Consider the following 26328-nt stretch of genomic DNA (forward strand, 5'->3'; position numbering starts at 1 on the left):
GAGAAGTAGAATTTGATTTTTATGTTTTCAACGACAATTAATCAATATAGGGAGTGCAAAAACATTGCAAAAAGCTAAAAAGCAAAACAAAGCTAAAAAGTCCCAAATTATGGACTGGACAACGTTTTATGGTACTGTCGCTATTTTATTAATTGCTGTCATTCCGATGATGGCATTTCCTAAAGCGAGTCAAAAAGTAATCACTGACATTAACGAAGCAGTATCCAATTCGCTAGGTGCAGTTTATTTATCACTGGGCTTAATTGTTTTAGGTTTCGTACTGTACATAGCATTTGGCAAATACGGAAACGTAACTCTGGGGAGAGCAAGTGATAAACCGGAATTCGGTAACTTTACTTGGGCAGCAATGCTGTTCTGTGCCGGTATCGGTTCAGATATTTTATACTGGGGCGTTATTGAATGGGCCTTCTATTTCCAAGTACCGCCACATGGCGAGAAAGGTATGACAGATGCTGCCTTAGAATATGCCACAATGTATGGTATGTTCCACTGGGGTCCAATTGCTTGGGCAATTTATGTTTTACCAGCTTTACCGATCGGTTACTTAGTTTTCGTGAAGAAAAAACCAGTTTATAAAATCAGTCAGGCTTGTCGACCGATTTTAAAAGGACAAACTGAAAAATTACCAGGTAAAATTGTCGATATCTTATTTATCTTCGGTTTACTTGGCGGTGCAGCTACATCACTTGGATTAGGTGTGCCAATGATTTCAGCTGGTATTGAACGTTTAACAGGTATTGATGGACAAAGTATGGTGTTACGTTCAGCGATTTTAATTACAATTACGGTTATTTTCGCAGTCAGCTCTTATACAGGACTGAAAAAAGGGATTCAACGTTTAAGTGACGTGAACGTTTGGTTGTCATTTATTCTATTAGGATTTGTCTTTATTGTAGGTCCAACTGTATTCATCATGGAAACAACAGTTACAGGCTTTGGGAATATGTTAAAGAATTTCTTCCAAATGGCTACATGGTTAGAACCATTTGGCGGTATTGACGGACGTAAGGAAACAAACTTCCCACAACAATGGACAATTTTCTATTGGTCATGGTGGATTGTGTATGCGCCGTTTATCGGACTCTTTATCGCACGTATTTCTAAAGGTCGTACGTTAAAAGAAGTCATCTTAGGTACGATTATTTACGGTACATTAGGTTGTGTCTTATTCTTTGGTATCTTTGGTAACTATGCAGTGTATCTTCAAATTACACATCAATTCGATGTTGTATCATTCTTGAATGCACATGGTACGGAAGCAGCCATTGTTGAAGTCATTCACCAACTACCGTTCCATAATATTATTGTCGTTCTATTCTTGATTTCAGCGTTCTTATTCTTAGCAACGACGTTCGACTCTGGTTCATATATTCTTGCTTCAGCATCTCAAAAGAAAGTAATTGGTGAACCATTACGCGCGAACCGTTTATTCTGGGCATTTGCGTTATGTTTATTACCATTCTCATTAATGCTAGTCGGTGGTCAACGTGCGCTGGATGTTCTGAAGACAGCTTCAATTCTAGCCAGTGTGCCGCTCATTGTGATTTTCGTCTTTATGATGATATCGTTTATTATCACCTTATCTAGAGACCGCGTTAAATTACAATTACGTGCCGCACGATTAAGAGAAGCAGAACATCGTTCCTTGAAGATTAATCAGATTGCGGAAGAACGTGAAGAGGAACAACACGCACAAAGATCTTAACGATTTATAAGCAGAATTACTTTTAAAGATAAAAAATGAATGAAGTAGAAATAAAAAATGGCACGCATTCCAAATCTGGAGTGCGTGCCATTTTTATACCGATAAGTTATGGAAAGTGTATTATACATCTTTCGGGTCAGGAATCGGGAAATATTTAAAGATTTCGCCTGTACGGATGGCTTCATTAATTTGAGAGAGCCATTCGTAATAGATACGAGAATGTTCGAGTTGTGCATTGACGCGTTGTGCATAGTCATAAGTTGCCTCATCGACATCATCTGATTCTAGAACGTGTTGAATAATTTGTTCTGCTTCATCAAGAGAAGCCATATTTACGTTTATTTCACGACTGAATTTCACATCGAAGAAGTGTCTGAAGAATACAAAGAAGTCTTTCTCAGCAACAAAGTGTTGTTTACGACTGCCGCGTGTAAATTGTTGTTTTACTAAGTCATACTCTTGTAGACGTTTCACACCTGTACTCATACTTGGCTTACTCATCTGCAACTTCTCGCGCATTTGATCCAAGGTCATATTATCTTCAAATACCATAGTCCCGTAAAGGTTGCCGACACTACGATTAATGCCGTACAAATCCATTGTTTCGCCAATCGCGTTAATCACTAAATCTTTAGCTTCTTCGATGGCTTGTTCATGTTGATTTGAACTTGTCATACTTAAACCTCCGTCCACTACATTTATATTCATTTTAGAGTTATTTCCCGCATTCGTCCAATGTTGAATCATGAATAGTATATCAAAGTACAGGATTATCTTTAACTTGCTATGCAGTGTGTTATATAAAAAGTGTGTTTGACACTTTCTCTTTATTCATGCTAACATAAACTTTGTAAAATTCGTTAAATAAAAATTTAACAAAATTAACGGGGGTCTAAATGATGGAACTTGTAAAGCGTTTATCTCACCAACAATACATTGATGGTGAGTGGATAGACAGTGCGAACCAAGCCACACGTGAAATAATCAATCCTTATAATCAAGAAGTTATATTCGAAGTATCAGAAGCAGCAGCTGAAGATGCAGAACGTGCAGTAAAAGCAGCAAGACGTGCTTTTGATCAAGGTGACTATGCGAATGAAACAAGTGAAGTCAAAGGACAAAAAGTCAGAGCAATTGCTGACAAGATTAAAGAAAATCGTGAAGAACTTGCGAAACTAGAAACGTTAGATACTGGTAAAACGTACGAAGAATCACTTGCAGATATGGATGACATCCATAACGTCTTTATGTATTTTGCGGGGTTAGCTGATAAAGACGGCGGTGAAATGATTAATTCACCAATTCCAGGTACAGAAAGTAAAGTTGTGAAAGAACCAGTCGGTGTGGTTACACAAATTACACCTTGGAACTATCCTTTACTACAAGCATCATGGAAAATTGCGCCAGCCTTAGTTACAGGTTGTTCATTAGTGATGAAACCTAGTGAAATCACACCATTGACAACTATTCGTGTATTCGAATTGATGGAAGAAGTCGGTTTCCCTAAAGGTGTTATTAATTTAGTATTAGGTGCCGGTTCAGTTGTAGGTGATGTTTTATCAGGTTCACCAGAAGTAGACTTAGTGTCATTTACAGGTGGTATTCAAACTGGTAAACACATTATGAAACAAGCAGCAAATCATGTGACAAATGTCGCATTAGAACTTGGCGGTAAAAATCCTAACGTTATTTTTGAAGATGCTGACTTTGATTTAGCAGTTGATCAAGCGCTAAACGGCGGCTATTTCCATGCAGGTCAAGTATGTTCAGCAGGTTCACGTATCATTGTTCAAAACTCAATTAAAGATAAGTTCGAAGAAGCGTTGATTAAACGCGTGAAAAATATTCGTCTTGGTAATGGGTTTGATGAAGATACTGAAGTGGGTCCATTAATCTCAGCGGAACATTTAGCAAAAGTTGAAGGTTATATGGATGTTGCGAAAGAAGAAGGCGCAACGATTGCGACAGGCGGTAAACGTCCTGATCGTGATGACTTGAAAGATGGCTTCTTCTTTGAACCGACAGTGATTACAGATTGTGATACGTCAATGCGTATCGTACAAGAAGAAGTATTCGGACCTGTTGTGACAGTTGAAGGGTTTGAAGATGAAGCGGATGCGATTCGTTTAGCGAACGATTCAATTTATGGTTTAGCAGGTGCAGTGTTCTCTAAAGACATCGGCAAAGCACAACGTGTCGCAAGCCGATTACGTATGGGTACAGTATGGATTAATGATTTCCATCCTTACTTCGCACAAGCACCTTGGGGCGGCTATAAACAATCAGGTATCGGTCGTGAATTAGGTAAAGAAGGTTTAGAAGAGTACTTAGTTTCTAAACACATTTTAACGAACTATCATCCAGAACCAGTGAATTGGTTTAAAGGCTAATGCATTTTAAATAAAGCGAGAATACAGGTGAAATAATTTTCGCCTCTCTGTTCTCGCTCTCTTTTTGGACAAATTAAGATAAATCGAGCATAACCATTTTCTATAGGAGGAAGACATAAATGAGTAAATCTTATGATTATGATTATATTATTATCGGCGGGGGCAGTGCCGGTTCAGTTTTAGGAAATCGTTTAAGTTTAGACAAGAACAATGAGGTATTAGTATTAGAAGCAGGACGCAGCGACTATTTCTGGGATTTATTTATTCAAATGCCAGCAGCATTAATGTATCCATCAGGAAATCGTTTCTACGACTGGATTTATGCGACAAACAACGAACCACATATGGGCGGTCGCCAAGTTGCACACGCACGCGGTAAAGTATTAGGCGGTTCAAGTTCAATCAACGGTATGATTTATCAACGTGGTAACCCGATGGACTATGAAAAATGGGGTTCACCAAAAGGTATGGAAACTTGGGATTACGCACATTGCTTACCATACTTCAAACGTTTAGAAACAACATTCGGTGCAGAACAAGATGACGAATATCGTGGTCATCATGGTCCGATTAAATTAAAACGTGGACCAGCGAAAAACCCATTATTCCAAGCGTTCTTTGATGCAGGCGTGCAAGCAGGCTACAATAAAACACCTGATGTGAACGGTTTCCGTCAAGAAGGCTTCGGACCTTTCGACAGCCAAGTTCATAATGGTCGTCGTGTATCAGCTTCACGCGCTTACTTACATCCAGTAATGAAACGTAAAAATTTACATGTTAAAACACGTGCGTTTGTGACGAAATTAAACTTTGAAGGTAATAAGGTTACAGGCGTGACATTTAAACGTAATGGTAAATTACACACGGTTACCGCAAAAGAAGTCATCTTATCAGGTGGTGCCTTCAATACACCGCAATTACTTCAATTATCAGGTATCGGTGATTCTGAACACTTGAAATCATTAGGTATTGAACCACGTATTCACTTACCTGGTGTCGGTGAAAACTTCGAAGACCACTTAGAAGTGTACATTCAACACGCAGCATCTCAACCTGTGTCAGAACAACCAAGTTTAAATCCATTAAAAATGCCATTTATCGGTTTACAATGGATCTTCAGCCGTACAGGCCCAGCTGCAACGAACCACTTTGAAGGTGGCGGATTCGTACGTTCAAACGATGATGTGAAGTATCCAAACTTGATGTTCCACTTCTTACCGTTAGCGGTACGTTATGATGGCGAGAAAGCAGAAACAAAACATGGTTTCCAAGTACACGTTGGACCAATGTATTCTAACTCTCGCGGCAGCTTGAAGATTAAATCAACAGACCCATTTGAACATCCTGACTTTGTGTTCAACTATCTTTCAACAGAAGAAGATAAACGTGAATGGGTAGAAGCTATTCGTGTTGCACGTAATATCTTATCTCAACCTGCACTTGCACCTTATAACGATGGAGAAATTTCTCCAGGACCAGAAGTTCAAACAGATGAAGAAATTTTAGATTGGGTACGCCGCGACGCTGAAACAGCATTACATCCTTCATGTAGTGCGAAAATGGGACCTGCTTCAGACCCAATGGCCGTTGTAGACCCATTAACAATGAAAGTACATGGCATGGAAAACTTACGTGTTGTTGATGCATCAGTCATGCCTACAACAACAAACGGTAATATTCATGCGCCTGTCTTAATGATTGCGGAAAAAGCTGCAGATATTATTTTAGGCAATGATCCAATGAAACCAGAATATATGGATTATTATGTACATGGTAAACATGATAAAAATGCAGGAACAGTTCAATAATTAACGTTTTAAAAGGAGTCTTCAAATAGTGGAGGACTCCTTTTTTTATATACTTTTAGAAAGTCTGTTTATTGCCATACGATGATGCAAAATTATAAATGTTTAAGTTTTGATACATAGGGATAAGAGAAACGTAACGAGGAAGTGTACAAAAGTAAATTTCATGTTAAAAATATTTATCAAAATAAAAAAGTGTGAAACTTTTGAATTTTACTAAAATAGTTATAGACACTTCTTGAAATTTCAGTATAATTAACTCAATTAGCAATTTTTAAACGAAACTAAATGTTGAACAAGCGAAACAAAGGTTTGGAGAAAACGAGGAGGAATTTTTTCTATGAAAAAATTAGATTTTCTTCCGAATAGACGGAACAAGTATTCTATACGTAAATTTACCGTAGGAACAGCTTCGATTCTATTAGGAACAATGTTGATTTTAGGAGTAAACGATGAAGCAAGAGCAGCTGAAAACAGCACATCTGATTCATCAGGCAGCAGCTCAAGCAGCTCGACGGGAAGTGGCGACACTTCAACAACTGAGTCAACTACAGAAACTACACCGACACAAGAGACACAAACAAATACGCCAGAAACAACGACGAATACGACAGAAACAGCACCACAAGTTGATACCTCTCCACCACAAGAACCGGCTCAAAATACAACTGAAACAACAGAAACACCTGCGACATCCACGCCATCTGGTGAGACGTCTGCGCCAACAACTGACCCTGCGCCAGCACCAGATACGACTACAGAACAAGATTCAACACCTTCTAATCAAGAATCTTCAACACCAACATCTTCAGAAACACCAACACCTTCACAGCCATCATCAAGTGAATCATCTCAAACACAAAGTACTCCTGATACTAAGACAACACCTTCAACAGACGCACCTTCAACAGACGCACCTTCATCATCAAACGACACTTCATCAGACTCTCAAACAACACCATCAAATGATACATCATCAGAATCTCAAGCGGCACCATCAAATGATACATCAAATCTAGATACATCAACAGGAACGTCAGGTGCACCATCAACAACTGACAGTAATACTACAAATAGTACAGCTAATGATACTTCTACGCCAAATTCAACGAATGACACAACAATTTCATCTATTGAATCACCAACACCGACATTGTCTCAAGATTTATCACAAACATTGGATAGCAGTACAGATAAGGAAAGTGCTTTAACAGATTATTTAGCAACTGAAGAAAATTTATCACCTGAAGCAGCACAACAAGTGGTAGATGGTATGGCAGTAGATGCGAATACTGCGACAGATGAAGAAATCGCAGGTGCTTTATTGACTTCTTATTTACTGAATACATCGAGCGCACCTGGCAGTGATCCTGTGGGTGAATTACCATTAACAACATCTACACAATCATCAACGACATCAAGTTCAACAAGTATTTCACCGACGTTTCGTATGATGGCATTTTCAGCATATGCAGCACCAGCACCAGCGACACAAGTCAGCACGTGGGATCAGTTTATTGCGGCGTTAAATGACAAAACAGTCTCTAATATTCAATTGACTGGCAATATCACAGGTACAAGCTCACCGAACCTTCAAACTTCAACAGGACGCTCTGTGACGATTGATGGTGGCGGTTATACGTTGAATACGGGAACGAATATTATTAACGCCCCAGCAACATCAGGCAGTTGGAATATGACGTATCAAAATATGAATATTACAACAGGCAATACAGGTGGTTTAGTAAACTTCGGCGCAAGTACGACGACTAACAACACTATCTCGTTCAATAACGTCAAACATACTGGCAGTAACTTGGTGAGCAGTACACTCGCAAACCAAAACGTGAATGTCAATATCAGCGGCAACTTCAGTTCAATTAGTAATGACAGTACTTTAAACCGTTCAAACATTGGTGCGAAGAATATTAATATTGCGCCGAATGCTACTGTTAATATTACACGTACTGGTTTAGGTAACGCACTACAAGTGGTTGATGGCGGCGTCATTCAAACAGGTACGAATTCAAATATTACAATGAACGTTTCGCCAACCAACCCATGGGGCACAACGAACGGTACAACTGCATTCCAAGTCGGTAATGGTGGCTCTGTGTTAATTGGTGATGGTTCGACATTAAATGTTACCGGACAAAACATCTTTGCTTTCGCAAATGACGGCAAATTGTATACAGGTGCGAATTCTACAATCAATATCAGTCAAAAAGGTAACGGTAACATTGTTGATATGGGGACTGGCAGTACTTTCGAAGTTGGCCAATACTCTAAATTCATCGCATATTCCGATGGACATCGTGCGGGTGATTACTCAAACAACAACCTGATAGGATTAGATGGTAACTCTCAAATTTTAATTGATGAGTACGCGACATTATTCTTAGATGCGAAAAACCATCAATGGAACCCAGATACTAAGACACAAGTCGGCGCTTATAATGACTTAGTCAACATTAATGCGACAGGTACGCAAAGTGCATTATTATGGGTGAAAGATAATGCGACATTAGACTTGCGTACAGATAACCGTGACTATTACGCGGAAGTTTTATCGATTCCTTTAGGCGGAACAAGTCAAAACCGCCAATTTATCTTTGATAATGCGAACTATATCAACTTCCAAAAGAACAGTATTGTCACAAGTGGCCAAAGTACAAATGGCAGTAAGCCGAACTTGATTTATATGGATCCTGGCTCTCCAGGTTATATGAAGTGGAATGGCTCTTATATTGTTAAAACTTGGAATGCGACACACTTTAGTGATCCAAATCAAAGTGCAGATGCGGATACAGTTTGGTCTGACGTTGTAGATTTACAAGCAGCACAAAAAGGTTTCTCTACAGGTACACCAACTTATAATACGACAGAATCTACAAGTGCCAGCTCAACACCTTCAGGTACAAGCAGTAAAGACTTAAGTACTTTAAACTTAAATACGATTCAAAGAATTGTGTTAATCAGTAATAACTCAGTCAACCCTGAAGCGGTACCGGCACAAACAACAGTAGAAACAATTGAGCCAAGCACAAGTTATCAAGCTGTTTCAGACCCGACAAAACCGCTTGGTACTGAAACGATTGTGGTAGAAGGTGTACCAGGTTCACAAACTGTAACAACAGAACCAGGTAAAGATACTATTGTGAACGTGACACAACAGCCAACAAACGAAGTTATAGGTGTGAATAATGTACAAGCGACGACAACAACTATTCCTTACAACACACAATATGTCGGTGTAAACCAACCAACGGATTATACAAATGTGCGCACACAAGGCCAAGCAGGTTCAACAACAACGACAACGACTTACACTGTAGATTCAACAACAGGTCAATTATCTAATCCAGTGACTACTACATCGACAGTTCAACCTGTAACACAAGTCATTGAAAAAGGAACAGTTCAAACAACAACAGCAGATGTACCATATGAAACGATTTATAGAGAAAATCCAAACTTACCTCAAGGTACACAAAACGTTGTTCAACAAGGGGTAACAGGTCAAACACAAACGACAACGACTTATACAGTGAACCAGACAACAGGTGCATTAGAAAATCCGACAAAATCAACAACGACATTAACACAAAAGCAAGATCAGATTATTGAAGTAGGATCAGGTGTGACAACGTCAACAACTTCACCGATTCCATCAGGTACGACATATGTTGCAGATCCAAACCCTGATGCAGGAGTTGGAGACCAAACAGTTGTGACGCAAGGTCAAGATGGTGTCGCAACAACAGTAAAAGAACCAGGTCAAGAAGCAGTTACAACAACGACAACACCAGCTGTTGATGAAGTCATCAGTGTGGATAATGTTGATACTAACGTGACACCGATTCAATATAATACGGTGTATCGTTATAACCCGGATTTAGCAGTAGGAACAACGAATACGTTAGTTCAAGAGGGACAAAATGGTTCAACAACGACTACAACAACGTATGATGTAGATGCGACAACAGGTGCATTATCTAACCCGCAAACTGTGACAAATACAATCAATCCAGTTGACCAAATCTATGAATATGGACCAGTCGCAGGCGATACAGTGTATCAAGTCGACCCGAACTTACCATACAACCAAACAAATACAGTGCCAGGCACGCCAGGGGATCCGAACGATCCAAACAACTTGCCGACGGACACAATTGTTTATGTTGGTAATGTCAGCACATCAACGACACCAATTATTCATAGTACCAAATACATTGGTGTGAATGAACCGACGACGTATAGAAATGTAGTGGCTGAAGGCAGTGATGGTTCAACAACAACGACAACAACGTATGAGGTCAATCCTCAAACAGGTGAATTGATTAATCCGCAAATTAATACAGAAACAGTGCCTGCAGAAAATCGCATAATTGAAAAAGGGACAGTCCAAGTTACAACAGCAGATGTACCATATGAAACGATTTATAGAGAAAACCCAGATTTACCACAAGGTACAGAAAATGTGTTGCAAGAAGGTGTGGTAGGTCAAACACAAACAACAACAACTTATACAATCAACAGCACAACAGGTGAATTAGAAAGTCCCGTTTCAAATACAGATACTTTAGTACAAGCACAAGATCGTATTATTGAAGTGGGTACAGGTACGACGTCTGTCACAACTACACCAATTCCAGCGACAACGGTTTACCAAGCGAATCCTGACAAAGATTCAGGTACAGGTGACCAAATTGTGATTGTTGAAGGTCAAGATGGTGTGTCAACAACAGTGAAAGAACCTGGTCAAGAAGCGGTTACAACGACAACCACACCAGCGGTTAATGAAGTCATCGGTGTAGATAATGTTGATTCAGCGACAGCACCGATTCCATATGAAACAATCAACCGTTATAACCCAACATTACCTGTTGGTTCACAAAATGTGGTCGTTCAAGAAGGAAAAGAAGGTACCGCAACGACAATCAAGACATATGAAGTTGACCCAGCAACAGGTGCGTTATCTAATCCGGTGACAACGGAAGAAGTGTCTCCATCAACACCGCGTATCGTAGAATACGGACCAGTTGAAGGTAATACGGTTTATCAAGTCGACCCGAACTTGCCATATAACCAAACAAATACAGTACCAGGTACACCTGGAGATCCAAATAATCCGAATAACTTACCGACGGATACTATTGTGTATGTCGGTAATGTCAATACAACAAATGAAACATTACCTTATGACACGCAATATGTAGGTGTTAATCAACCGACAGATTATACAAATGTACAAACAGCGGGACAAAATGGTGTGACGACAACGACAACAACTTATGAAGTTGATCCAAATACGGGTACATTGATTAATCCATCTATTTCAACACAAACGACACAACCTGTGACAGAAGTGGTTGAAAAAGGAACAGTCCAAGTTGCGACAACACCAGTACAATATGAAACGATTTATCAAGAAAATGCGAATTTACCTGTAGGCGTTCAAAATGAAATCCAACCAGGTGTGGTTGGGGAAACAACAACGACAACAACGTATACAGTGAATCCTGAAACAGGCGCATTAGAAAATCCGTCATCAACAGATGCGACAACAGTTCAAAAACAAGACCGTATTATTGAAGTCGGTACAGGTACAACTGTTGTGACTACAGATCCAATAGCGCCGACAACGGTTTACGAAGCAAACCCTAATCCAGATGCGGGCACAGGTGATTACACAGTAATAACACCTGGACAAGCAGGTGAAACGACAACTACGAAAGAACCTGGTCAAGAGCCAGTCACTGAAATTACGACACAACCTGTGAATGAAGTCATTGGTGTGGATAACGTAGATACAACAACAGAAACAATTCCGTACCAAACAGAAACACGTTATAACCCGAACTTGCCAGTAGGCAGTACAGATGTAGTGGCACAACCAGGTCAAGATGGTGTGATTACGACAACGACAACGTATGACGTAGATACAACGACAGGACAACTGTCTAATCCACAAGTGTCAACAGAGACAACACAACCTGTGACACAAATTATCGAATATGGTCCGGTTGCCGGAGAAACGATTTATCAAGCAGACCCGAACCTGCCATATAATGAAACAACGACGGTTGAAGGTACGCCTGGCGATCCGAATGACCCGAATAATCTGCCTACAAACACAGTGATTAAAGTAGGTAATACAACACATGAACTCGCAACATTACCTTATGACACGCAATATGTAGGTGTGAGTCAACCGACAGATTATACGAATGTCAGAACGGAAGGACAAGAAGGATCAACAGCTACGACAACGACGTATACAGTGGACCCAGATACAGGTGCGTTATCAAATCCGGTCACTTCTGTTCAAACGATTGGACCAGTTACACAAGTGGTTGAAAAAGGAACGGTTCAAACGACAACAGCGGATGTCCCATATGAAACGATTTATAGAGAAAACCCAGATTTACCACAAGGCACACAAAATGTGGTTCAACAAGGCGTGGTTGGTCAAACACAAACAACGACAACGTATACGGTAAATCCAGAAACAGGTGCGTTAGAAAGTCCGACATCTGACACAATAACTACGATTTACAAACAAGACCAAATTATTGAAGTAGGTACAGGCGTAACGACATCTACAACGTCACCGATTTTACCGACAACAACTTACCAAGCGAACCCTGATGCAGACCCTGGCACAGGAGACCAAGTTATCTTAGTGCCTGGTCAAGAAGGTGTTGCGACAACGGTAAAAGAGCCAGGTAAAGAAGCGGTCACTACAACAACTACAGAACCGGTAAATGAAGTGATTGGCGTGGATAACGTGGATACTACAACGAGCACGACAGCTTATGATACGATTACACGTTATAATCCGAACTTGCCGACAGGCAGTACAAATGTAGTCGTTCAACAAGGTCAAGATGGCGTTACAACAACGACAACTACGTATGAAGTAGACCCGACAATAGGCCAATTATTAAATCCGCAAGTAGAAACAAACACAACAGAACCAGTGAGTCAGATTGTGGAATATGGTCCTGTCGCAGGCAATGTCGTGTATCAACCTGACAGTAATGTACCTTATAATCAAACTAATACTATTGAAGGTACACCTGGAGATCCAAATGACCCGAATAACTTACCGACAGATACAGTTGTCAAAGTGGGTAATGTGCAAACGGATGTGACGACACAACCATATGAAACAACATATGTAGGTGTGAGTCAGTCGACAGATTACACAAATGTTCAAACACAAGGTCAAGACGGTACAACGATTACCACAACAACGTATCAAGTGGATTCAAACACAGGTTCACTATCAAACCCTGTGACTGCAGTTCAAACGATTGCGCCAGTGACACAAGTGGTTGAAAAAGGAACAGTTCAAACAACAACAGCGGATGTCCCATATGAAACGATTTACAGAGAAAATCCGGATTTACCACAAGGTACACAAAATGAAGTTCAAACAGGTATTACAGGTCAAACACAAACAACAACGACTTACACAGTGAACACACAAACAGGTGCACTAGAAAGTCCAGTTGAAAACACAACGACATTAGTTGAAAAGCAAGACCGCATTATTGAAGTGGGTACAGGCGTAACAACGTCTACGACAACACCAATCCCACCTGAAACAACTTATCAAGCAAATCCTGATAATGATCCAGGTGTCGGCGAACAAACGATTATTACACAAGGTCAATCTGGTGTATCAACGACAGTCAAAGAACCTGGGCAAGAGGCAGTTACGACAACGACAACAGAACCTGTGACGGAAGTCATTGGCGTAGATAATGTGGATGTGACACAACAAGATATTCCGTATAACACGATTGAACGTTATAATCCGAATTTACCAGTGGGTACAACGAATTCAGTGGCACAAGAAGGGCAAACGGGTCTTAAAACAACAACGACAACGTATGAAGTTGACCCAGATACAGGCGCATTATTAAATCCTGCGATTAATACAACAGAAACTGCGCCAGTTGATCGTATTATTGAATATGGTCCAGTGGCAGGAGAAGTAATTTATCAACCAGACCCAAGCTTACTAGTAGGCCAACAAACGACTACTGAAGGTGTACCAGGAGATCCAAACGATCCAAATAACTTACCGACAGATACGGTTGTTAAAGTGGGTAATGTCGATACTGCGACAACAATCTTACCGCACGATGTGACATACGTGGCAGTAGATCAACCGACAGATTATAAGAATGTCGCAACAACAGGTGTCGATGGTTCAACGACTACTACAACAACGTATCAGGTGGATCCAAATACAGGTGTGTTAAGCAATCCGACATCAGTTAATCAAACAACAGAACCTGTGACAGAAGTTGTGGAAATCGGTACGCAACAAGTCACTACAGCTGAAGTACCTTATACAACGATTTATAGAGAGAACCCAGACCTTGCGGAAGGCACACAAAATGAACTTCAAGCAGGTGTCATTGGACAGACACAAACGACAACAACTTATAGCGTGAATCCAGAAACTGGAGAGTTATACAATCCAGTTGCGAATACAGTAACGCTGACTGAAAAACAAGATCGTATTGTAGAAGTCGGCACTGGCGTGACAGTAACAGACACAACAGTGATTCCGCCGATGACAACGTATGAAGCAGCACCGAATCCAGATGCAGGTGTCGGTAACACGACAGTGATTACAGAAGGTGTACCAGGTGAATCAACAACAAAGAAAGCACCAGGACAAGATCCAGTTACTGAAACAACAACACCGCCTGTCAACGAAGTGATTGGTGTTGATAATGTAGACACAACAACAGATACGATTCCATTCGATACGCAATATGTAGCAGTAGATCAACCTATCGGCTATGAAAATGTGGCGACATCAGGTCAAAATGGTACAACAACGACAACAACAACGTATCAAGTCGACCCGAATACAGGTGCATTGATTTCTCCAGAAACAACAACGACGACAGAACAACCAGTGGCACAAGTGATTGAAATCGGTACAAAACAAGTGACAACAAACGATATTCCATTCAATACAACGTATGTCGATAATCCGAACTTGCCAGTAGGAACTGAAAACGAAGTCCAAGCAGGTATTGTGGGACAAGAAGAAATCACAACAACATATACTGTAAATCAGACAACAGGCGCACTTGAAAATCCGGTGTCTGTGACAACAACACAAGTTGAAAAACAAGATCGTATTATTGAACGTGGTACAGGTGTCACAACAACTGAAGTGACAGAGCTGCCACCGAAAACAATCTATGTTGCGGATTCAGATAGTGATGCAGGTGTGGGCGGTACGACTGTTCTTACGCCAGGACAAGCAGGTTCAACAACGACAACGACTGAACCAGGTCAAACACCTGTCACAGAGACAGTTCCGGCTGTAGACCAAGTTGTAGGTGTTGATAACGTAGATACAAGCACAACAGATGTTCCGTTTGAAACGCAATATGTCGGTGTGAACCAGCCTGTGGGTTATGAAAATGTTGCAACGACAGGTCAAAACGGTACAGAAACAACGACAACAACGTATGATGTGAATCCAGAAACTGGAGCGTTGACGAACCCTCAAGTTTCAACAACATCAACACCAGCTACTGCACAAGTTGTGGAAATCGGTACAACGCAAGTTGAAACTAACGATGTGAATTACGAAACAATTTATAGAGAAAATCCAGACTTGCCTGCAGGTACACAAAATGAAATTCAAGCAGGTATTACAGGACAAACTCAAACAATAACAACTTATACAGTAAATGCGCAAACAGGTGCGTTAGAAAATCCAACTTCAAATACAGTAACAACAAAAGAAGTACAAAACCGTATTGTTGAAGTCGGTACAGGTGTAACGACACAAACTACGACACCAATCGCACCAACAACAAGTTACACCGCAAACCATGATACAGCGCAGCCAATCGGAGAACAAACAGTGATCACAGAAGGTGTGCCAGGTGAATCGACAACAACGAAAGCACCAGGACAAGAGCCTGTTACTGAAACAACAACGCAACCTGTGAATGAAGTCATTGGTGTAAACAATGTGACACAAACAGAAACGGATGTACCATATGAAACAATTATCCGTTATAATCCGAATCTGCCAGTCGGCACAACGGATTATGTAGCACAAACAGGACAAAATGGTTCAACTATTTCTACGACAACTTATGAAGTTGATACAAACACAGGAGCATTGATTAATCCGAACACACAAACAACAACAGTTGATCCAGTAAATCAAATAGTAGAATATGGACCAGTTGCTGGCGGTACAACATATCAAGCAGACCCGACATTACCAGCTGGTCAAACAAGTACAGTACCAGGTCAACCAGGAGATCCGAATGATCCGAATAATCTGCCGACGGATACTGTGGTAAAAGTGGGCAACGTGACAACAGAAACAAGCCCAGTTCCTTATAACACGCAATATGTAGGTGTTAGTGAACCGACAACGTATACAAATGTTCAAACACCAGGACAAAATGGTACTGAGACAACAACGACAACGTATACTGTGAACCCAGAAACAGGTGCACTTGAAAGTCCAGCAACTACAACAACGACAATTCCTTCAACAACTGAAGTGATTGAAAAAGGTACAGTACAAGTTGTAAATACGGATATTCCTTACGACACAGTATATAGAGAAAATCCAGATTTACCTGCAGGTACACAAAATGAAATTCAAGCAGGTAGCGTTGGCACATCACAAACAACAACAACTTACCAAGTGAATGGTCAAACAGGTGCGTTAGAAAATCCAACGTCAGAAACAACAATTCTATCTGGAGCACAAACACGCATAATTGAAGTAGGTGTCGGCACAACTGTTACGACAACAGATGTGATTGAACCTAAGACGAATTATGTCGCAAATCCAGATGCAGACCCAGGCACAGGTGATCAAACAGTCATCACACCAGGTGAGCCAGGTGAATCGACAACAACGAAAGCACCAGGTCAAGAGCCTGTCACTGAAACAACAACACCAGCTGTTGATGAAGTGATTGGTGTAGACAATGTGGATACGACAACACAAACAATTCCGTACGAAACCATCATCCGTTATAATCCAGATTTACCTGTCGGTACAGTGAATCAAGTGGTACAAGAAGGTCAAGACGGTACGACAACAACGACAACGACATATGATGTAGACAGCACAACAGGTACATTGTCTAATCCGCAAGTAACACAAAGCACAACAGCACCTATCAATAAAATTGTAGAATATGGTCCGGTTGAAGGTACGATTGTGTATCAACCAGATGCGAATCTGCCATATGGTGAAACAGAAACAAATCCAGGTACGCCAGGCGACCCGAATGATCCGAATAACCTACCGACTGAAACAGTAGTGAAAGTGGGTAACCAAGTTACAACAACGGATGCGTTGCCATATGACACGCAATATGTTCCAACAACTGAACCAGTAGGCTATGAAAATGTGAAAGTCGCAGGTCAAGATGGTACATCTACAACGACAACAGTGTATGATGTGGATCCAACAACAGGTACATTAAGCAATCCAGCAGTGACGACAAATACAACACCAGCTGTCACACAAGTTGTTGAAAAAGGCACAACGCAAGTCACAACAAGTGCTGTACCATATGACACGGTTTATGTAGAAAATCCTAATTTACCTGAAGGTGCACAAAATGTGCTTCAAGAAGGTTCAGCAGGTCAAACACAAACAACGACAGTTTATTCACTCAATGCGGAAACAGGTGCTTTAGAAAACCCAGTTTCTTCTACAGTGACAACACAAGAAGCAATCAATCGTATTATTGAAGTCGGTACAGGCGTAACGACAACAACGACAACACCGATTGCGCCGACTACGTCATACGAAGCTAATCCAGATTATACGCAACCTGTCGGAACACAAACTGTGACAGTTCCTGGTCAAGCAGGGGAATCAACGACAACGAAAGCACCAGGACAAGAAGCGGTTACGGAAACAACAATTCCTGCGGTGAATGAAATTATTGGTGTGAATAACGTAGAACGTACAGAAACAACCATTCCATACGAAACAATCGTACGTTATAACCCAAGTCTTCCTGTAGGTACAACAGATTATGTTGCGCAAGAAGGTACGAACGGTACAACTACAACGACAACAACGTATGAGGTAGATAATCAAACAGGTGCGTTAACAAATCCACAAACACAAACGACAACAGTAGATGCGGTGAATCGTATTGTGGAATATGGACCGGCAGAAGGCGGCATCATTTATCAACCAGATGCGACGTTGCCTGCAGGCCAAACATCTACAACACCAGGTACACCTGGAGATCCAAACGACCCAGATAACTTACCGACAGATACTATTGTGAAAGTCGGCAATACAACAACAGAAACAACTCAAGTACCTTATGAAACGAAATATGTAGGTGTTGATGCACCAACAACTTATACGAATGTACAAACACCAGGTCAAACAGGTACAGAAACAACAACAACAACGTATAGCGTGAATCCTTCAACGGGTGCTTTAAGTAACCCGCAAATCACAACAACATCAACACCAGCTGTTGATGAAGTGATTGAAAAAGGTACGACACAAGTCACAACAGCTGACGTTCCTTACAATGTGGTTTACAAAGAAAATCCTAATCTACCTCAAGGTACAGAAAATGTACTGCAAGCAGGTATCACAGGACAAACGCAAACAACAGTAACGTATACGGTGAATCCGCAAACAGGCGAGCTAGAAAATCCATTATCAACAGATCAAGTGCTAGTAGAAAAACAAGACTTGATTATTGAAGTGGGTGTCGGCACAACATCAACGACAACAACAGAAATTCCGCCAGAAACAACGTACGTTGCGAACCCTGATCCAGACGCAGGTACAGGTGATACACAAGTGGTGACACCAGGCGTACCGGGCGAGTCAACGACAACGAAAACACCAGGGCAAGAAGCGGTGACAGAAGTTACTACACCAGCGGTTAATGAAGTGATTGGTGTAGACAATGTGGATACGACAACGAAAACGATTCCGTATGAAACAATCATCCGTTACAATCCAGACTTACCTGTCGGTACAACAGATTATGTTGCGCAAGAAGGTCAAAATGGAGTCACTACAACGACAACAACGTATGAGGTGGACAGTCAAACAGGTGCGTTGACGAATCCTCAGACTGAAACACAAACAACAAATCCAGTGCAACGTATTGTGGAATATGGACCAGTAGAAGGCGGTGTGGTCTACCAACCAGATTCAAGTGTGCCATATGGCGAAACAGTAACTGTTCCAGGTACACCAGGTGACCCGAATGATCCAAATAATCCACCGACAGAGACGGTCGTTAAAGTTGGTAATATGACAACAGATACAACACCAGTTGCGTATGACACGCAATATGTACCGACAACTCAACCAGTGGGCTACGAAAATATTACGACACCAGGTCAAGACGGAGTAGTAACGACAACAACGATTTATCAAGTGGACAAGACAACAGGTACATTGATTAATCCAGAAGTAACATCAATCAAGACACCACCTGTCACACAAATTGTAGAAAAAGGTACAACACAAACATCAACGAACGATGTACCATACGAAACAGTGTATATCGAGAACCCTAACTTGCCTCAAGGCACACAAAACGAGTTACAGGCAGGTGTTACAGGTCAAACGACAACGACTGTGACGTATACGTTGAACCCACAAACAGGTGCGTTAGAAAATCCGACAGAAGTGACAACTACTGATATTGCGAAACAAGACAGAATCATTGAAGTCGGCAGCGGTACAACAACATCTACGACAACACCGATTGCGCCGCAAACTTCATATGAAGCGAACCCAGATGTATCACAACCAATTGGTACACAAACAGTGATTACAGAAGGACAACCAGGTGAATCTACAACAACGAAAGAACCGGGTCAAGAAGCGGTAACAGAAGTGACAACACCAGCAGTGAATGAGGTTATCGGTGTCAACAACGTAGAACAAACAACAGAAACGATTCCGTATGACACGATTGTCAGATATAATCCGAATCTGCCAGTCGGCACAACGGACCATGTCGCACAAGAAGGTCAAAACGGTGTTACTACGAAGACAACAACGTATGAAGTAGATGCGACAACGGGTGCGTTGATTAACCCGATAACGAATACTGAGACAACCAACCCAGTGCAACGTATTGTGGAATATGGACCAGCTGCAGGCCAAGTGGTTTACCAACCGGATCCGAACTTACCAGCAGGTGAAACAAGAACAGTGGAAGGTCAACCAGAAGATCCGAATGACCCAGATAATCCACCGACAAACACAGTCGTTTATGTAGGTAATGTCGTAACTGATTCAACATCAGTACCATACGATACGCAGTATATCAGTACAGATGAGCCTATTGGTTATGAAAGTGTCGTAACACCAGGTCAAGACGGTACGACAACTACAACGACAACGTATGAAGTGGATCCGATGACAGGCGCATTAGTAAATCCAACAACATCAACTGAAACAACATCACCGACATCGCAAATTGTCGCAAAAGGTACAACTCAAACAACAACGAATGACGTACCATTCGAAACAATTTATCAAGAAAATCCTAACTTACCGCAAGGTACTCAAAATGAAGTACAAGCAGGTATCACAGGTCAAACTGAAACAACAACGACGTATACAGTCAATCCAGAAACTGGTGCACTTGAAAATCCATCAACTGTCACAACAACTGTGACACCGGCACAAAATAGAGTGATTGAAATCGGAGTCGGTACAACCGCAACGACAACAACAGAAATACCGCCGTCAACTTCATATGAAGCGAATCCAGATCCATCACAACCAATCGGTACACAGACAGTGACAACAGAAGGACAACCAGGTATTGAAACAACAACGAAAGTACCAGGGCAACCTGCGACATCAGAAATTACAACACCACCAGTCAATGAAGTGGTAGGTGTGAACAACGTTGAACAAACAACAACACCTATACCATTTGAAACAATTATCAGATACAATCCTGATTTACCAGTCGGTACAGTTAATCATGTGGCACAAGAAGGTCAAAACGGCGTAACTACAACGACAACAACGTACGAAGTAGACAAAACAACAGGCGCTTTATTGAATCCGACAACAACAGAATCTGTCACAACACCGCCAGTTGACCGTGTGATTGAATATGGACCTGTCGCACCATCTACAACGTACCGTCCAAATCCAGACTTGCCAGTTGGCGAGACACAAGTGATAGAAGAAGGTACGCCAGGAGATCCGAATGACCCGAATAATCTGCCGAAAGACAGAGTGATCAGTGTCGGCACGAAAGTGGTCACAACGACAGATATCCCATATGACACAATCTACCAAGACAACCCGAACTTACCAGCAGGTACAGAATATGAAGTACAGCCAGGTAAAACAGGTCAAACACAAACAACAACAGTTTACGGCGTAGATCCGAAAACAGGTGAACTCATCAATCCAGATACAACAACAATTACACTGGTTGAAAAGGTAGACAGAATTGTTGAAAGAGGAACTGGCACAGTACCAGTTGACCCAGAAGATCCGGGCACAACACCAGAAGAACCAGAACAACCTGAAGATCCGGGTACAACACCAGAAGAACCAGAACAACCTGAAGATCCGGGCACAACACCAGAAGATCCAGGTACAACACCGGAAGAACCACAAGAGCCAGAAAATCCTGAGAAACCAACACCAGAAGTTCCAGAAACGCCAGGCACACCAGAACAGCCTGAAAATCCAACGCAACCAGAAAAACCAGAAGAGCCTGAAACAGAAGTGCCAAATGAACCAAGCGAACCAAATCAACCAGAACAACCAATAACACCAAGTACACCTGAGACACCAACACAACCAGAAAAACCATCACAACCGACATCACCAGAAGTTACTGTGCCATCTGAAGATAAAGATGGAGTAACGCCACCACATGTACCATCTGAACCTGAAACTAATGATGGTACAACAGTAACGACTGAAGGTGAACAAGATGTACCAGCTCAGTCAGAAGCTGAAGGTAAACAACCAACAAAAGCAGATAAGCAACAAACTGCTAAAGATAAAGACTTACCTGATACAGGTCAAGATGATGTGAAGAAAACATTATTCGGCACATTGTTCGCTGGTTTAGGTGCTTGGTTACTCTTTGGCAAACGTCGTAAGAAAGATAATGAAGAGAAATAAGTATTAAATTTAAAAACTGAATAAGTAAGATGAGACGTCCTTTGAAAGTTCAAGGGGCGTCTTTTTTATGATTTTATTTCTGAAATGGTAAAGGAGAGATTGTGTTAATTGTATGTAAAGAATGTTAAGTGAGTGTTGATTTTATAATTAGTTTATTAATGGTATGTAATTCTAAAATTAGGATTGTTAAATAATAATTTTAATTACGAATATTGATTGAATACTTTTTACTTAGTGGATTATACTGTTACTAAATTGGAACATAATATCTAATTAGAATATTTGCGATGTGTGTTGAAATGGCAGAAATCTTTTCGGATGGAAGCGATAAACAAAAAACCATTTGGATATTTGGCAGATATTCTAAAGTATTATTTCTTGGCATCATAGTGAGAGATAATCGTTAAAGATAAAGGAGAAGATAGCTATGCAAATACCATTTAGTCCGCCTAAAATTTCTGAAGAGGCCATCGAAAGTGTTGTGGAAACTTTAAGATGCGGTTGGATTACGACAGGGCCTAAAACGAAAGCATTTGAGGAAGCGTTAACTGACTATATGGGGACAGAAGGTACAGTCGCAATGAACTCAGCAACGGCAGCTTTAGAAATGACATTACGTTTATTAGGTATCGGCGAAGGGGACGAAGTCATCACTTCTGCTTATACATACACCGCTTCAGCCTCAGTCATCGCCCATGTCGGCGCTAAAATTGTATTAGTAGACACGCAAAAAGACTCCTTAGAAATGGATTACACACAACTCGAAGATAAAATCACAGAAAACACAAAAGCCATTATTCCTGTGGATATTGCAGGTCAATTATGCGATTACGATCGATTATTTGAAATTGCATGTCGTAAACAAGCACTTTTCCACACGGAAAATCCTGTGCACGCTTTATTAAATCGTATAGCGATTATTAATGATGGTGCCCATTCATTCGGCGCGACCAAAGGGGAAAACAAAAGCGGCAGCTTCGCAGACTTTACCACATTCTCTTTCCATGCGGTAAAAAATCTGACGACTGCTGAAGGTGGGGCAGTTACATGGACGAAAGATTACGAAGCACATGGTTTTGATTTACAGAAACTATACAAAACTTCTATTCTGCACGGTCAAAGTAAAGATGCCTTATCTAAAATGCAGAAAGGGAACTGGGAATATGACATCTCAGAGTTAGGTTACAAATTCAATATGACAGATATCAATGCGGCCATTGGTTTGGATCAACTCAATCATTATGATGAAAACTTAGCACGCCGTAAAGAAGTGGTACGTTTATATGATGAAAATTTAAACTCAGATGTTATCAAGACGCTAAAACACTTTGATAATGATAAAGAATCCAGCTGTCACTTATATATCACGTGGATTAAAGGGGCAACAGAAGAACAACGTAATGCGATTATTGAACATTTGGCGGATGAAGGTATTGCGACAAATGTGCATTATAAACCGTTACCGATGTTTTCAGCGTACCAAGAATATGGCTTTGACATTAAAGATTTCCCGAATGCGTATGCGCATTATGTGAACGAATTGACATTACCGCTCTATCCGCAGTTAACTGATGAACAAGTAGAATACATTATTAAACAAGTGAATGAAGCAGTCGGCGGGGTGCTGGTATGAAGAAGGTCTTAATTCTAGGTGTGGCACCTGTACAAGCTGAAGCTATTGAGAAATTAAAAGAGATGGGTTACGAAACACATGCGTTGGCCATGAAAAAAGATGGCCCTGGTGCTGACAGTGCAGATTATTTCGAAGAGATTAATATTATAGATGAAGCGGCAGTCATCGCTTATATCAAACAACATCATATTGATGCTGTTTATTCAGTAGGCTCAGATTTGGCTATGCCAGTTGCGAATAAAATCTCAGAAGCCTTAGATTTACCACACTTTGTCAGTTATGACACAGCATATGCATGTAATCACAAAGATGTAATGCGTGCACAAACCAAAGGGATTACAGGTTCTGTCCCTTTTGAAATCACAAAAGATGTGAACCATCAAACAGAAATTGACTACCCAGTCTTTGTGAAACCGACAGATGGTCAAGGACAACGTGGCATTACTTTAGTGACACAAGCTGCTGATTTACCAGAAGCGATTGCTTATGCGGTGGATCAGTCTAGAGAAGGCGCAGCAATTATTGAACGCTATATCGATGGTTATGAAATTTCAGTGAATGGCTATGTTGTAGATGGCGAACTGCAATTTACCTTGGTATCGATGCGCGAAACATGGCCGCAACACCCAGGTTTAATCCATAAACATATTATCGACCCTGATTATGATTATCCTATGGCTTCTATTGAAGCAGCGATTGCAGCACACTTAGAGACCCTGAAAATTCAAAACGGTCCTGTGTATGCGCAAGTAAAAGTAATGAATCACGAAGCATTTATTATTGAAATTACGCCACGCTTTGATGGTTGTCATATGCATAAATTGATTCAATATTATAATCATGATGACTTATTAGAGAAAACGTTCAAGCATCTTCTAGAAGAACAAGCCCCTACATTTACGGAAGCGACAACGACACAACCAGTAGTCTTAGAATTTATGTGTGAGACACCGAAACAACCGATTGATTATTATCAATTCAAAGTACCAGATCATACTTTAGAAAGCTATCGTTATTACCAACAAGGAGAATTCATCAGACCTGTTAACGGTGTGTATGACAAAGTGGGCTTTTATATTTATCCGCTGATGAAGGAGGAAGATTAAATGGCCTTTAGAATTACAGGCGGTACAGGATTGCTTGGTCGCTATCTGACTGCTTTATTAGAAGATAAAGCTATTGATTATACAGTTTTATCACGTCGTCAAAATACAGAAGATGCGCATCAAGTTCAAACCGATTACAGCGAGGCTTCTTTGGAGATGATATTTCAAGAAGATGATGTCATTGTTCATCTGGCAGGTAATAGAGGACCAAAGAAAAACATCAGCAGTTATACAGAAGAAGTACAGATGGCACAACATGTGTTTGAAGCGGCGCTTGAACAAAAATGTAAAAAAGTAATCGTGGCTTCTTCTATTTCTGTATATGATGATACTTCTACATTGCCTTGGCAGGAAGAAGACGCAGTGAATGATGTGCCGAAGTCTTTATATGGTTTGAATAAACGTTATATTGAACAGCTGGCTGCGTATTATCGTAAGCATTATCAGTTGGATATAGTGTGTTTACGTTTCTCTCATTTATTTGGCGCACATGAGAAAAATAACTATATGATTAATTATTTTATGCGCTTAGCTTTGTTAGGGAAGCCCTTAACAGTAATGGGTGAGAGTGATGTATCACGCGAATTTTTATATGCGAAAGATGCGGCAAATGCGATTTGGCAAGCGTCACAGTATCCAAATGCTTCCTTAATTCAAAACATTAAAGGCAGTGAAACGTTAACGAACCTAGAAGTGGCGCAACATATCAATCAAGTGTTCGGCAATCCGACTGACATTCAACGTCAAGATGAAGATGTGCCGGATTATTTTGAACCTTCTTATATGGATGGTACACGAGCACAACAAGAAATTGATTTTGTCCCTCAATATCAGTTTATAGATGCATTACAAGAAATTTATCGAGAAATGGAGGGGCTGCGTGATGAGTTACCGGAAAAATATTAAGCGTTTGTTAGATGTGTTGTTATTTGTAGCGTTGTTGCCGGTGTTATTAATTGTAGCTTTGCCTGTTAGTATAATGATTAAGAGAGAAGATAGAGGCAGTATCTTATATAATGGACGACGTTTAGGTGTCGGTATGTTGCCTTTTGAAATGCATAAGTTTCGTACGATGAAAGAAAACGCACAAGATATTCGTAATGCGGATGGCAGTACGTTCAATAGTGATCAAGACCCACGTGTGACAAATATCGGTCGTGTGTTACGTCAAACAAGTATTGATGAATTACCGCAATTGCTGAACGTATTAAAAGGTGACATGAGCTTTGTCGGACCGCGTCCGAGTCCGCTTGGCAATACACATCGTTATCCGGATTACTATAAAACAAAGTTTCATGTGAAACCTGGTATTACGGGTTTAACACAAGCTTTGTTGCGAAATAGTGCTTCGATGGAAGAACGTATGCGTTTAGATGCTTTCTATGCGGCGAATGTCAGCTTTAAAATGGATGCATTTGTGATTTATAAAACGATTTCAACGGTGTTATTACGAAAAAATATTAATCAGAAGTAAGAGAGGAA

General features: G+C 40.8%; 9 protein-coding genes. 8 read left to right on the plus strand and 1 reads right to left on the minus strand.

The window, feature by feature from the left end; all coding sequences use genetic code 11:
• Positions 1 to 109 precede the first annotated feature (109 nt).
• Positions 110 to 1726: a BCCT family transporter gene (locus CD112_RS01480; RefSeq protein WP_031262674.1), complete on the plus strand. Its 1617-nt coding sequence runs from the start codon at positions 110 to 112 to the stop codon at positions 1724 to 1726.
• 120 nt (positions 1727 to 1846) lie between these two features.
• Here CD112_RS01480 and cudC read toward each other — a convergent pair whose 3' ends face one another.
• Entirely contained in the window at positions 1847 to 2401 is a 555-nt protein-coding gene (gene cudC / locus CD112_RS01485) for a choline uptake/conversion transcriptional regulator CudC (protein WP_002480012.1), read from the minus strand.
• Positions 2402 to 2625: 224 nt separating this feature from the next.
• On the opposite strand from cudC, the gene betB reads away from it, so the two are divergent.
• The 7 genes from betB to CD112_RS01520 all read left to right on the plus strand — a co-directional run bounded on the left by betB (position 2626) and on the right by CD112_RS01520 (position 26320).
• On the plus strand, positions 2626 to 4116 hold the full coding sequence (gene betB / locus CD112_RS01490; protein WP_103363717.1) for a betaine-aldehyde dehydrogenase: 1491 nt from the start codon (positions 2626 to 2628) through the stop codon (positions 4114 to 4116).
• A 119-nt stretch (positions 4117 to 4235) separates the two neighbouring features.
• Positions 4236 to 5924 carry a choline dehydrogenase gene (betA, locus tag CD112_RS01495; protein ID WP_070848703.1) on the plus strand — a complete coding sequence of 563 codons (1689 nt, stop codon included), beginning with the start codon at positions 4236 to 4238 and terminating at the stop codon, positions 5922 to 5924.
• Positions 5925 to 6261: 337 nt separating this feature from the next.
• The gene (locus tag CD112_RS01500; protein ID WP_103363718.1) at positions 6262 to 22107 is read left to right on the plus strand and encodes a G5 domain-containing protein; all 15846 of its coding nucleotides are present in this window, start codon (positions 6262 to 6264) and stop codon (positions 22105 to 22107) included.
• A gap of 427 nt (positions 22108 to 22534) precedes the next feature.
• The gene (locus CD112_RS01505; RefSeq protein ID WP_070848701.1) at positions 22535 to 23740 is read left to right on the plus strand and encodes a DegT/DnrJ/EryC1/StrS family aminotransferase; all 1206 of its coding nucleotides are present in this window, start codon (positions 22535 to 22537) and stop codon (positions 23738 to 23740) included.
• Positions 23737 to 24846 carry an ATP-grasp domain-containing protein gene (locus CD112_RS01510; RefSeq protein ID WP_070462695.1) on the plus strand — a complete coding sequence of 370 codons (1110 nt, stop codon included), beginning with the start codon at positions 23737 to 23739 and terminating at the stop codon, positions 24844 to 24846. The genes CD112_RS01505 and CD112_RS01510 overlap by 4 nt, the downstream gene beginning before the upstream one ends.
• Positions 24847 to 25752 (plus strand): NAD-dependent epimerase/dehydratase family protein, encoded by a 906-nt coding sequence (locus CD112_RS01515; protein WP_103363719.1) that lies wholly within the window; start codon positions 24847 to 24849, stop codon positions 25750 to 25752.
• Positions 25730 to 26320, plus strand: a complete 591-nt coding sequence (locus CD112_RS01520) for a sugar transferase (RefSeq protein ID WP_061055164.1) — start codon at positions 25730 to 25732, stop codon at positions 26318 to 26320. The genes CD112_RS01515 and CD112_RS01520 overlap by 23 nt, the downstream gene beginning before the upstream one ends.
• The last annotated feature ends 8 nt before the right edge of the window (positions 26321 to 26328 follow it).

This window comes from Staphylococcus simulans (assembly GCF_002902285.1).
GTDB lineage: Bacteria > Bacillota > Bacilli > Staphylococcales > Staphylococcaceae > Staphylococcus > Staphylococcus simulans.